11 protein-coding genes and 1 riboswitch are annotated in these 13149 nt (G+C 37.2%); of the genes, 1 reads left to right on the plus strand and 10 read right to left on the minus strand.

Annotated elements, in window-relative coordinates; genetic code table 11:
• Window positions 1–8: 8 nt before the first annotated feature.
• The 3 genes from I5776_RS17145 to I5776_RS17155 all read right to left on the minus strand — a co-directional run bounded on the left by I5776_RS17145 (window position 9) and on the right by I5776_RS17155 (window position 3154).
• Window positions 9–1037, minus strand: coding sequence for a serine hydrolase domain-containing protein (locus tag I5776_RS17145; RefSeq protein ID WP_202777546.1), 1029 nt, complete (start codon window positions 1035–1037; stop codon window positions 9–11).
• 1031 nt (window positions 1038–2068) lie between these two features.
• On the minus strand, window positions 2069–2737 hold the full coding sequence (locus I5776_RS17150; protein WP_202777547.1) for an O-methyltransferase: 669 nt from the start codon (window positions 2735–2737) through the stop codon (window positions 2069–2071).
• Between the two features lie 15 nt (window positions 2738–2752).
• On the minus strand, window positions 2753–3154 hold the full coding sequence (locus I5776_RS17155; protein ID WP_202777548.1) for a hypothetical protein: 402 nt from the start codon (window positions 3152–3154) through the stop codon (window positions 2753–2755).
• A 416-nt stretch (window positions 3155–3570) separates the two neighbouring features.
• Between I5776_RS17155 and I5776_RS17160 the strand changes: the two genes are divergently transcribed.
• Window positions 3571–4191: a cysteine hydrolase family protein gene (locus I5776_RS17160; protein WP_246483827.1), complete on the plus strand. Its 621-nt coding sequence runs from the start codon at window positions 3571–3573 to the stop codon at window positions 4189–4191.
• Window positions 4192–4260: 69 nt separating this feature from the next.
• On the opposite strand, the gene I5776_RS21650 is transcribed toward I5776_RS17160, so the two are convergent.
• From I5776_RS21650 to cax, 7 genes are all read right to left on the minus strand, one after another.
• The gene (locus tag I5776_RS21650; protein ID WP_202777549.1) at window positions 4261–5487 is read right to left on the minus strand and encodes an adenine deaminase C-terminal domain-containing protein; all 1227 of its coding nucleotides are present in this window, start codon (window positions 5485–5487) and stop codon (window positions 4261–4263) included.
• A 23-nt stretch (window positions 5488–5510) separates the two neighbouring features.
• Complete coding sequence (locus tag I5776_RS21655) at window positions 5511–6014, minus strand: amidohydrolase family protein (protein ID WP_202777550.1); 504 nt, start codon at window positions 6012–6014, stop codon at window positions 5511–5513.
• Window positions 6015–6040: 26 nt separating this feature from the next.
• Window positions 6041–7822, minus strand: a complete 1782-nt coding sequence (locus I5776_RS17175; protein WP_202777551.1) for an adenine deaminase C-terminal domain-containing protein — start codon at window positions 7820–7822, stop codon at window positions 6041–6043.
• Between the two features lie 18 nt (window positions 7823–7840).
• Window positions 7841–9145: an NCS2 family permease gene (locus tag I5776_RS17180; RefSeq protein ID WP_213085701.1), complete on the minus strand. Its 1305-nt coding sequence runs from the start codon at window positions 9143–9145 to the stop codon at window positions 7841–7843.
• Between the two features lie 363 nt (window positions 9146–9508).
• Window positions 9509–9610, minus strand: a riboswitch (purine riboswitch).
• 184 nt (window positions 9611–9794) lie between these two features.
• Window positions 9795–10553: a GNAT family N-acetyltransferase gene (locus tag I5776_RS17185; protein WP_202777552.1), complete on the minus strand. Its 759-nt coding sequence runs from the start codon at window positions 10551–10553 to the stop codon at window positions 9795–9797.
• Window positions 10554–10771: 218 nt separating this feature from the next.
• On the minus strand, window positions 10772–11572 hold the full coding sequence (locus I5776_RS17190; protein ID WP_202777553.1) for a YfkD famly protein: 801 nt from the start codon (window positions 11570–11572) through the stop codon (window positions 10772–10774).
• Window positions 11573–11960: 388 nt separating this feature from the next.
• Window positions 11961–13016, minus strand: coding sequence for a calcium/proton exchanger (gene cax / locus I5776_RS17195; protein ID WP_202777554.1), 1056 nt, complete (start codon window positions 13014–13016; stop codon window positions 11961–11963).
• Window positions 13017–13149: the final 133 nt, after the last annotated feature.

Here is a 13149-nt window from a genome sequence, read left to right on the forward strand (position 1 = left end):
TTTTCCCCCTAATTGGTGAATGAATGATAGATTTCACCAATTAACCCTTTCATTTGATGAACCCCTAAATCTGTATTTGTCATAATGACTAATCCTTTTCCTTGATAGGGACTGGCCGTCATGATACATTGAAATCCTACTCCCCATCCTAATGATGAGATTTCTAAATCCTTACCCATACCTTCTAAAAACACCCCTAATCCTGTCCATTCCTTGGATCCTTGAGCGCTAATCATTTCTTTCACCCGATTAGCGGAAATTCCAAGTTTACTTTCACCTTGTAAAGCTTGCATGAGTTCAAGTACTAATTGGGCAAGATTTGTTGGGGTTGTCCATAGTCCGGAAGCTGCTGGATATGGATAAATCGGATATTTACCATCTACTAGCTGACCATTTTTATGATGACCTGAAGCAACATTTTCGGCTAATTTAGTCAGACTGAATGTGCTATCTTCCATTTCTAACGGTTCGAAAATAAGTTCATGTACGACTTTCGTGAAAGGTTTTTCTGTCACGTCCTCAATTAGTTGCTGGATGATGCAGAAGTTCGCATCTGAATAATGAAAATCTGTCACCGGTTCAATCTTTACTTCAATCGGAATTTTACAATAAGGTGTACTTCCCTCTAACAGTTCGACCATTGAAGGTGCATGATTAATGGTGGTAAGTTCAGTAAAACCTCCGTCTGGATCGATGATTCCAGATTGATGGCTGAGCAAATGTCGTAAAGATACTTTTTTATTTCTAGTAAACTTATTATTTGGTATCTTCCATGCTTTCAGTCTTTTGTTTACATCCTCATCCAATTGAAGAAGACCTTGTTCTGCTAATTTCATTATGAGCATTCCCGTAAGAAATTTACTGATTGAACAAGCACTAAAAAGAGAATGATTGTTTACGACTTGATTCGTATTTGCCTCAATGACACCATAGTTTTTGTTAGTACTCATTTTGCCATTTTCAATGGATGCAATACTTAAACCAGCTACACGATAATGTTCCATACGCTCTTTAATATTTAAAAGATTTAGCCCCATATTGGACCTCCCCATTGTGATAGATTGATTATACCACAAAAGACAAACGTACATTCCCCTTTCTTGCACGTCCGTTTTTTCTTAAACTTCAATCTAGTCGTTGACAAAATACCACCATGGAATAAAAGGATTGCACCGATAATCCTTTAAACGACAAAACTTCATGTGAAAACAATTAACCGACAAGGCTGCTAACACAAGCTTTCACTAGAAAAATAAAACATGTGTGGTTGGAATAGGTATATCCTTGGAGATTTCTTCATTTTATCTACCATATAATTGTATCCAAAGGTACTTCCTTTGCTAATATTCCATATCATCTACCTCATAATCATTGTTCGAGCTATTTCCTTTGTTAATTTTCCTTATCATCTACCTCATAATCATTGTTCGAGCTATTTCCTTTACTAATATTCCATATCATCTACCTCATAATCATTGTTTGAGGTACTTCCTTTGTTAATTTTCCTTATCATCTACCGCATATCCATCGTTCGAGCTATTTCCTTTGCTAATATTCTATATCATATACCTCATAATCATCGTTCGAGCTATTTCCTTTACTAATATTCCGTATCATCTACCTCATAATCATTGTTTGAGGTACTTCCTTTGTTAATTTTCCTTAACATCTACCGCATATCCATCGTTCGAGCTATTTCCTTTGCTAATATTCTATATCATCTACCTCATAATCATTGTTTGAGGTACTTCCTTTGTTAATTTTCCTTATCATCTACCTCATATCCATCATTCGAGCTATTTCCTTTGCTAATATTCTATATCATCTACCTCATAATCATTGTTCGAGGTACTTCCTTTGTTAATTTTCCTTATCATCTACCTCATAATCATTGTTCGAGGTATTTCTATTGTTAATTTTTCTTATCATCTATCTCATGAACGGTGTTCTTGGTAAACTCGGTGGTAAATTCCAATTAATAGATACTTCATAGACATCTTATTCGAAAATATGCACTATAAATAAACAAGAGCTGTTAATAAACAGCTCTCCATACATTGCTATTATTCTATTTTACAATCCCCAAAACAAATCCATCATACCCTTTACTACCTACCGTTTGGATTGCTGTTGAATCAATTCGGGGTTCTTTTGATAATAAATCAATAAATTTGCGCACTCCTAGGATACTTTCATCTTCACTATCTTCCTCAATAACACGACCCCTGCGAACCACATTGTCTCCAATGATAACTGTTCCTGGTTTGGAATATTCCAATGCCCATTTTAAATAGTGCGGGTTGTTCGGTTTGTCGGCATCAATGAATATTAAATCGAAGTTTGCAAATCCTCTTTCTTTAAGAGTTGGTAATGATTCTAATGCAGGACCTACAATTACCTCAATTTTATTTTCTAATCCTGCAGTTCTTATGTTCTCTTCAGCCACTTTAGCATGTTTCTGTTCATATTCAAGTGTGATAAGACGCCCGTCTTCTGGTAATGCGCGGCCTAGCCAAACACTGCTATACCCACCGAGCGTACCAATTTCTAAAATGTTTTTTGCCCCTTTTAACTTTGCTAGTAAATGAAGCAGCTTGCCTTGATTGGGAGAAACATCAATCGCTGGCAAATTGGCCTCTGCATTTGCTTTAAGGATTGAATCCATTACGGGATCTGACGCGTGAAGTTTAGATGTAAAATAAAGATCTACTTCATTCCATTTTTCAGATTTAGTCATATTAGTCTCCTTTTATCATTTATTCTCTTTTTCATCTTTGTTTAAAGTTTCCTCATTCGATAGAGAAATGTCTTTCTCATTGTCTTCTGGAGATTCGGCAGTAGCTACTTTAGAAATTTCTTCTTTTTCGTCGGTATCCATATCCTCAAATTCATGAAGTTCAAATAATTGAACAAACTCGTTAATTACCATTTCGATTGCTTTTAGTTCTCCAACTAAAATGGGGTTGATCGTTTGTAGTTCTGGTGTTTCTAACTGTTGCTTTAATGTCGTGCGTTTGAGATTCAACGTCTCTAAAAATGCAATCGCTCTTCCACGGCGAAATGTTTTTGCCCCACCACGCCCATGCATGTGATGCTCTTTTCGTTTTGGGACATCCCCATGATGGCGCCTTTCTTTAAATCCTTCGTTTTTCATATAAAGGCCTCCTTTTGTATACAAGTGTATACATCGTTATAATTGCATTGTATACGATTGTATACAGGGAATCAAGGGGAATATTTAATATTTTGGTATTTACTTTATCTAGGGCCTTTAATCCACAAATCTCTTTGTATGATGCACAAACCGAATTCTATGCGGCACAAATGACTTTCTATGATCCACAAACTAAATTTTCCCCGCAAAAAAGAGTGCCTTTGGTCCACAAATCTTTCTTTATGATGCACAAACTCATTTCGGTTCGGCACTAATCCCTTTCTATGATCCACAAACCGAATTTTCCCCATTCAAAAGAGTCCCTTTGTTTCGTCATTAGTAAATCGGGTATAAAAACTATAAAATTCGACAAAAGTGTTTTGGAGTTTTACTTTCAAATTTTGGAGGAGAATTCATTGTCTAAAGATCACACGTTACACGGGAATACACTTAAAAAGGCAACAACCGCCCTCTTGATGATTGATGTTATAAACGGCATGAATTTCGATGGAGGAAAGGATTTATTAAAGAACGCTTTACCTATGGCGAAACGACTGTCCACTCTAAAGAGGGAAATAAAGAAAAAGAATATCCCGGTTATATATATAAATGATAATTATGGGAAATGGAACTCGGATCGGGAGCAGATTATTAACGAAGCATTGAAGGAAGGTAGCATTGGGAATCAGGTAACAGATCTGCTTAAGCCGGATGAAGATGATTATTTCATCATAAAACCGAAACATTCTGGTTTTTTTTCCACCACTTTAGAAGTCCTGCTTGCCTCACTCAAAGTCAAACAGCTCATCCTTACTGGTGTGCAGACAGATATTTGTGTGTTTTTTACTGCAAATGATGCGTTTATGCGAAACTATCAACTATATATTCCTGAAGATTGTGTTGCCTCCGAAAGTATAGATGATCATCACTATACTTTGAAAAAGATGGAAGAACTTCTGCATGTAGATACCACTCCATCAACAAATCTTGACCTAGACCAAATACTTGATAATGAAAATATGTCAGAAGCAAACTAATAAAGCTAGGATCGTTCCCTTTCAAAAAAAAATGAGAGCCTGCTTTGAATCATAACAGGCTCCTTGAAACTAATTTTTTATAATTTCTTCCCTAACAGATACGGGTACGAATTCAAATTTTGTCACATCAACAAGTCCTAAATCAGTGATTTTTAACGTAGGAATCACAGCTAAGGACATAAAGCCTAACGTCATGATTGGATCAACGTTCTTTGCAATACCTAAAGTTTTGCGTGCCACTTCATTGACTTTTTCTTGTTGTTCAACAACTTCTTCTCCCGAAAGATTGCTCATCAGTCCCCCAACCGGCAAGGCCATACTGCAGAGGACTTCACCATTGTCGACAAGGACCACACCACCATCTTGTTTTTTTAACGTTTCAACGACAACTGCCATATCCTCATCATTGGTTCCAGTTACAATTAAGTTATGGGAATCATGTGCAATCGAGATACCAATAGCACCTTTTTGAATTCCATAGTCTTTCAATAACCCAACGAACACATTTCCGGTGTTATTATGTCTCTCAATTACAGCAATTTTTGCAACTAGTTTTTCAGGATTATACACAAACTCTCCTGCCTCGTCTCGTTCAACTTCAACAATCGCTTCATTAGTCAATGCTTCCGTTTGAACAACTTCAATTGCCCTTGCTTTATTTGAATCCAATTTCAAACGAAGTTTCTTTTTTGAAAAATCGCTGATGTGTACGCTCGATTGAACGGAAGTAATATCCGCTCTTGTAAACGGCACGACGTATTTTCCTTGCTCTGCCACAAGTTTTCCATCAATATATGTTTGTTCTACCACTAGGTTATTAAGATCACTGAAAATAACCAAATCTGCTTTTAACCCTGGGGCTACAGCTCCACGATCGTCCAATTTACAGCATTCTGCCGTATTTATAGTCGCCATCTGGATTGCCTGGATCGGATCAACATTTTCTTCCACACAAATGCGAACGCTGTTATCTAAATGACCTTTTTCCAAAATCGTTTTTGCTTGTACATCGTCCCCACATAATACGCATCGACGTGCATTTTGAGGGGTGACACCTTTTAACAAAGTTCGTAAATTTTGAGTAACTGAGCCTTCCCTTAAGAAAACATACATTCCTCGAGAAATACGAGCTTGCAACTCTTCTATAGTGGAACATTCGTGGTCATTTTCTACTCCGGCAGCAATGTACGCATTAAGTTCCTTGCCACTTACCATTGGACTATGCCCATCAATTCGTTTATTCATATTTTTAGCCACTAAAAGTTTTTCCAACACACGATCATTCGCTTGAATCACGCCGGGGAAATCCATAAATTCAGCTAACCCTCGGCCTTTCCTTCTTCTAATGGTGCGACCATATCCGAAGCATTTAGAACCGCTCCGGCATTTTCCATATTTGTAGCAGGGACACAAGAAGGCAGCATGTATTGAATATCTAATGCTGTATGACCGGCCGCTTCAATCATATAATCCAGTCCTTTAAGTCCCGCCACATTAACGATTTCGTGTGGATCCGCCATGACAGTCGTTGTCCCATGAGGTACAAGTAAACGACCAAATTCTTCCGGAGTCACATAAGAAGATTCCACATGGATATGCGGGTCAATAAAACCCGGTGCAATGTACTTTCCCTTTACGTCAACAATCTCTTTACCGTCATACACTTCTCCGATACCGGCAATTTTTCCGTCTACGATTGCCACATCGCCAGTAAGGATAGAACCTTGATAGACATCAACGATTTTCCCATTTTTTAAAACCAAATCTGCTTGTTTACGACCTGCAGCTACATCGATCAATTGTGTTAATTCATGTTTTTTCATCTTGTCTTCCCCCTGTATTAGATTACTTATTCCGGAGTCAATTCTGTGATCGGATCAAAAATCTCCAAGGTTACACAATCCACATTCCCTACATCAGTGATGGCCAAATCTGGAATAGCTGTAATTGGGAGAAAGCTCATATAAAACATTGGATCCGGTACACTTCCACCTAATACTTTGATTGCCTCATGCAATGAATGTTCCGCAGCGACTAAGTGATCAGGATCTTCATCTGTCACAATTCCACCAATCGGCAATTTTAACAAACTAATGACTTGACCATCCACGACGACAACCTGTCCGCCACCACAATCGATCAATGTATTAATAGCAAGGGACATGTCTTCAGGATTGGTGCCCATTACGATAAGATTGTTATCGTCAGGTGCAGAAGAAGAAGCCATTGCTCCACGTTTCAGTCCCCAACCTGCAACAAATCCTATTGACTTATTGCCGTTTTTACCAAATCGTTCTAGGACAGACACCATAGCTACATCTTTCTCTACATCCAATACTACTTTTCCATCTTTTACATCCAGTTCAACAAATCTCTCTTTCCGAACGAAGGCGCCATGACTTTCAATCGCACGAATTTTCGCTGTTCCATTATCAATGGAAACTTTGTATTCAAATGTTTCTGGTGTCGTTTTATCACATTTTAATTTTGAGGCTAAAAGCGGACTGCGTTTTGGTTCTAAAAGTTCCACTATCATTCGATTGTTTTTTGCAACAATTTCACCTTTACTAATTACCGTTTCTACTTGAAAATCTTCCAATGATTCAACGAATAAAATATCAGCAAAACGCCCCGGTGAAATTGAACCTACTTGATCATCAATTCGATATGCTTCCGCACTATTGATTGTTGCCATTTGGATTGCTACCATCGGTGTCACTCCCGCTTGAATAGCCAAACGAACCAAATGATCAACATGACCATGTTTCAAAATATCAGTGGCATGCACATCATCTGTACAAAAACTAGTTCTGCGGCCAATCGCTGAATTCACTTCTGTCACCGCACGAATATTTTCTTTCAAAAAGTTTGTCACAGAAGATTCCCGAATCAAAACATGCATACCTTTGCGTGCTTTCTCCACAAGTTCTTCGTGATCATAGCTTTCGTGATCTAAGCGGATGCCCGCAGACAAGTATTCGTTGAGATTGTTCCCACGTGCCATCGGTGCGCATCCAAAAATTGGAAGATGATTGTTATGGGCAATTGCCAATGTTTCCATTGTATCTTCGTCTAGGGTTTGAACCGCCTCACGAACGGTTTCCCACACACCAAAGCATTGTGGCCAAGACTGAACTTCTTTTTGTACTTCAGGTGTTATGTTGTATGCAATTGTTGATTTTGGTATTGTATAAGGTGTTTTATAAGGTGCACCCCAGTAAACACGAAGCGGCAATTGTTCAATTTCTTCAAAGATTTCCTTCAGGCCGTCCATTCCAACGACAGAAATGTATTCATCAAGACCAGAAATTGCACTCGTTGTCCCAAAAGGAATCACTGCCTTAGTAAAGCTTGTCATACTCATCTTGCTGCATTCTATGTGAATATGCCCATCAATTAACCCCGGAACTAGATATTTACCTTTCGCATCGATTCGTTGTGTATCTTCACCGATATAATCAGTCACATCACCGACCGCTACAATTTTTCCTTTATAAATCGCCACATCAGCGGGATATACTTCACTTGTCATAACATTGACTAATTGACCATTTTGAATCACTTTTTCGGAAGGAATTTTCGCCCCTCCTGCTTGTATGTATTCTTTTAATAATGCTGCTGTCATTTTCATCTCATATTTCTCCTTTCATTAATTCAAAGTATTTAGGATATAAAGCAATAATAGAAAAACAAAAAATAAAACATATAAAACCGGATGAACCTTTCTCCATTTACCAGCTGCGATCATCAAAATGGGATACGTTAAAAATCCAAAAGCAATCCCGTAAGAAATGTTATATGTTAAAGGCATACCCACAACAATTAAAAACGCCGGAACGGCAATTTCAAACTTGTGCCAATTAATTCCTTTTAAAGGCTGAGCCATTAAAATCCCAACAACAATTAAAACAGGTGCCGTCACATTTGTTGTAATGACAGTCAACAACGGTGAAAAGAACATACTTAGGAAAAATAGAACTGCTACCACAAGCGCCGTTAACCCGGAACGACCACCAAGGGCAATTCCTGCGGAAGATTCTACATATGCCGCAGTTGGAGTCGTACCTAATAGTGAACCAGCTAGTAAAGAACCCGAATCCGCTCCCAATGCACGGCCAATACGCGGCATTTTATTATTTTTCATAAACCCCGCTTGTTCAGCTAATCCAATCAATGTTCCTGCAGTATTAAAGAAAGCTACAAATAAAAACAGTAAAACAACCGACCATAATTGAAACGTATTAATGTTTGGAATATTCATCAAGCCTACACCGATGGTTGGTTTCAAACTAGGAATGGAGGAAACAATATGATTCGGTAAAGGAATCAAATGAGTAACCAAACCTAAAATTGCAGTTGCTACCATACCGATGAAAATAGCTCCCGATACCTTGCGTGCAATCAAAATAATAATAACTAAAAAACCAAAAATCGTTAGCCAAACTTCTCCGTTTGTAAACGAGCCAATAGTAACCAACGTGGATTCTTCCTTAACAATCAGCCCACCACCTTGGAGGCCCACAAAAGCAATAAAAATTCCAATCCCAGCGGACATTGCTAGTTTTAAATCATGAGGGATAGCATCAATGACTATTTCGCGAATCTTCATAAATGTGATGATAAAAAACAAAATCGAAGCGACTACGACACCGGCTAAGGCCGTTTGCCAAGGCACTCCCATCGCAATAACGACTGAATAAGTAAAAAAGGCATTGTCCCCCAACCCTGGAGCAATAGCAATCGGATAATTTGCTAAAAAGGCCATCAACAGACAACCGATAATTGCCGAAATGGCTGTCGCTGTAAAAACAGCCCCCTTATCCATTCCTGCATCTCCCAATATATCTGGATTCACAAATAAAATATAAGACATGGAGATAAACGTCGTAAGCCCCGCCAGCATCTCCTTCTTGACAGATGTACCTAACTCACTTAAATGAAAGACTGATTCCAGCCAACTTTTTTTCTCTACTAATTTTCCTTCTTTATTCAATTCCGTGTGACCTCCTGCCGTAGACAATTTGATTACGTAAAATCGGCTTATAAACTATGATTATATGTGATTACTATTATATTTTTTTGAAATTAAGCCGGAGCGGTCACTTCAAACGTGCCACTAAAATTATTATCAACTCCCCTAAGTGTGGTGTCAGGATTCTTCACCGGGAATGGGAAGTATTCCAAACATTTTAGTTCTTAAGCTTATTTTGTAAAATAAAAAAAGCCGAAGAACTAATACATCCAATCATCTACGAGTGGAGCAAAAGTCCTTCGACTATATGTCGAATAGGATAGTTAATAGATTAATAAAAGTCTATTACTATTCTTTGCTTCTCATAGTCAGTTCATTTACGGTAAACTGGTAGAAACTCGCAGGCCATATTCCTGCTATTATATGAGTGAATGTTATGTAATTTTTGATTGTTATTATTATAGCATGTCATTTTTGGAATTCAATAAAAAGCATATAAATAAAACTATTCAGATAACTAAAATCCGAATATTCAGTAGAGGAGAGGCAATTATTAAGTAATTAATTAGTCAAAAGGCGAACTTTATTTCAAAATACCTAAATTATATACGGATATTTTTGTTAGTGTTGCTTAGATCAATTCTTTCAGCCGTTTCAGTGCTGAGTGAACAGTCAATCTATGAAATGTAATAAATGTCTTTTTAAAGATGACACCGTAAATGCCATAAGGAGTAGGTGAAAGTCTCATTAGTTCTTCCCTGCTCTGTATATCAATAATATCTGCTTGAATCCCCAATCGGTTTGCTCCCTTTATGATATTTTCCGTTGCTATATCAACAAACGGACATTGTTGAGTCCGAATAATTGTTAAATTTGTAAAAGGTTTTAACCGATTCTCCCAATCTGTTGGAAAATAAGGATTAGGTGAATGGCCAAATTTATGAACAAGCAATTCAAATCCATAAGGAGCAGTGTCTACCTCAATAAAGTTATTTTTTATAAAAATTTCCTTACTCGGTGTCCAGGAAGTATCGGGATTCGTTACGACAATCACACCATCTTTCCTTTGCTCCCTTGCCTCTTGGATACATGTTTGGATTAATTTCGATGCATACCCTTTTCCTGTTATATTTACCCATAAGCAATGAATCACTAAATAATTTTCACCATATACGACGCGTGAAGAATGTTCAATCGGTGTGTATTCGATAAATCCCGCGTGTTTATTGTCCTCCATTATTTTTATGTACTTTAACCCTTCATGGAACTGTCCAATTAGCCACTCGTTTTTATTTGTGTAACCTGTGGAATTTGGTTTGCTGCGTAGACAATAACAACCTTGATCGTCTAAATTTTCTTTGTTTATCTGAATGAACTCAATCGTTTTCACATATTATCCCCCCTTCAAATGCTACACATAATTTCCCTATTCGAATTCAAAAATCCTGCTTTAAATGAAAAAAACAGACAATGTACCATTTGAAAAGGTGGCTTTGATTCACAAATGACTTTGTATGTTCCACAAATCACGTTCGATCCTACACAAACTAAATTCAAACAACAAGACCAAATCATTACTACGATTTGGTCTGCTGAATAGAGAACTATTTAAGGATGTTCTGTTGCCCGGAAACCAAAGGATATATGATCCTGAACCGGAATCCAAGCACCGATGCCTTGAGATGTAACGTTTTTGACGACGATTTTCTTTTTTGTTCCTTTTAGTACGAGGTATACTTCACCATACGTAACTTTTCCTTTTTCATTAATAGCTGGTGCATAGCCATACAAATAGCCAAGACGTTTAGCCGGTACATTGTAGTAATGATCTTTCTTCGTACCTGCACCTATAATTGTGTCAAAGGATAGAGGTAATTTTGTTTTTTCCATTGCTTTTAGCAGCATCATCTTGCGGACATCCTCTGATTTAGCTACTTTTGCCGTTAGCCCTCCTCTTACCGCTTTTTGAGATTCCTGAACATAGTGAATTTTGTAATTCGTTTTCCCGCCGCGATTATCAAAATAATTCGTATTAATTTTTTGATATTGCCAGTTTGGAGCAGTTTCAATTGAATCGTAATTAAGCGGCCATTCCCCTAAATAAATCGTTGCACGAAGGCCTAAAGAAAATGGTGAATTATTTACAGATGTTTCATTAAGCATTCGGATTAAATTAGGATTTTCAATTTTCACTTTTGATGTTTTAATTATTTTCTTCGTAAATTCACTTGGTTGTAGATATGGCAAATCCTGTGTCGGATTCGGATACGTATTTTCTTTTGCTATGTCTAAAACATGAGTAGGAATTTTCACATTTTCTATTTTGTTAACCTGTTTGCTCGCCATTGCTGATGGTGAAGCTGATAAAAGAATTAATAAAAACACAAGAAGAATTCGTTGCCATTTCATTTTTGGTGTACTCCTTTCTTACCCTTCATTGTTTTGTTCTTATTTTTTTCCGTTCCTTTAATTATTATCCATTATAAAAAATATTTCTTTCCGTGCTTATTAAAACTTAGATTGTAATTACCATAGCAGGTGCTCGTACCATCTTCTCCAAACAATTTAATGACAAAATCAATTTAAATCTGAATATTTACAAATTTTAAATAATAATATATACTATATTTAACTTATTTAAAAGGAGGGTCGTTAGCAGCACTTAGGCTCATAAAGGGGGAATGGATGAAGAGGTAGTTCTCTGTAATCTTACTTTTAAAAACCGTGCTGTAATTTTATATGAATATTGAATGGTAAAAGCCTCTAAGCAAATTCGTTATGCTTAGAGGCTTTTTGTTTATAAAAGATAAAATCCGATTCCCATAATAATATAAGCTGCGAGCAAGGTCGCACCTTCAAACCAGTTTGTTTCCCCGTCATTAGCAAGCACGATTGTCAACAAGACTGAGGTTGCCATGGCGACTAATTCGGGAAGTGTAAATACTAATGGCATGCTCGGGTTAAAGAATAATGAAAGAATAACGAGTACAGGTGCTACAAACATCGAAATTTGTAAAGTGGACCCAAAGGCGATTTCAACGGCAATATCCATTTTATTTTTGTACGCCATTAATATAGCAGAAGCATGCTCAGCCGCATTTCCGACAATCGCGACAATAACAATCCCGATAAAGAGTTCACTCCAACCGAAGCTTTTTGCCACTGCTTCAAACGTATGAACAAGGTTTTCAGATACATAGGCGACAGCTAATGTAGCAACAGCTAGAACTAAGATCGACTTCCCTTTTCCCCATTCCGGTTCCTCTTCATGTTCTTCTTGTTTCGATTCTGGATCTTGATAGATTCCGCGATGTGTAACAAGTTTAAAGAATAATGCCGCTAGGTAAAGAATAATCAATATAATGGAAATTCCAACACTTAGATTCATCGTTTTTGCTTCAGTTAAATTAACCGAAAATACAACCGGAATCACAAAAGCGACAATCACTGCGAAAATTAATAGCCCCGAATTATGCCTTGCATCATACACATTAAATTTCTGTCTTTTGTACTTGACCCCTCCAATAAAAAATGCCATTCCTGCGACGAGCAGCAAGTTTCCTAAAACGGACCCTGTTAACGAAGCTAACACAACTCCCGTTAATCCGGCTTGAAGGGAAAATATGGATATGATAAGCTCCACTGCATTCCCAAATGTTGCATTTAACAATCCGCCAATTCTAGGACCGGCTACAATTGCCAAACTTTCAGTTGCCCGTCCCATAAAACTTGCCAATGCAACAATCGTCAAACAATAAATGATAAACATAAGCACACTTGGCCAATGCAATAAAGAACCAATAACTGATATCGGAACCCCGATAAAAACCATAATTGCAAAAACTTTATTCATCTTTCTCCTCCCGGTATTAGGTGGTTTATTCGTTTTTTGAATAATTTCATTTCCTAAAAGAGCCTTAATAAAAAATTTATAGCATAAAATTCCATCTTATTAAAGCATATGTTTAAATATAGGTTAATTTTAT

The organism is Heyndrickxia vini (genome assembly GCF_016772275.1).
In the GTDB taxonomy this organism is placed as follows: Bacteria; Bacillota; Bacilli; order Bacillales; family Bacillaceae_C; genus Heyndrickxia; species Heyndrickxia vini.

Coding starts and splice junctions, on each gene's coding strand:
- I5776_RS17190 (WP_202777553.1), bottom strand. CDS start 11,572: ATGAAATGGCAACGAATTCTTCTTGTGTTTTTATTAATTCTTTTATCA.
- I5776_RS17175 (WP_202777551.1), bottom strand. CDS start 7,822: ATGAAAATGACAGCAGCATTATTAAAAGAATACATACAAGCAGGAGGG.
- I5776_RS17155 (WP_202777548.1), bottom strand. CDS start 3,154: ATGAAAAACGAAGGATTTAAAGAAAGGCGCCATCATGGGGATGTCCCA.
- I5776_RS17145 (WP_202777546.1), bottom strand. CDS start 1,037: ATGGGGCTAAATCTTTTAAATATTAAAGAGCGTATGGAACATTATCGT.
- cax (WP_202777554.1), bottom strand. CDS start 13,016: ATGAATAAAGTTTTTGCAATTATGGTTTTTATCGGGGTTCCGATATCA.
- I5776_RS21655 (WP_202777550.1), bottom strand. CDS start 6,014: ATGAAAAAACATGAATTAACACAATTGATCGATGTAGCTGCAGGTCGT.
- I5776_RS17150 (WP_202777547.1), bottom strand. CDS start 2,737: ATGACTAAATCTGAAAAATGGAATGAAGTAGATCTTTATTTTACATCT.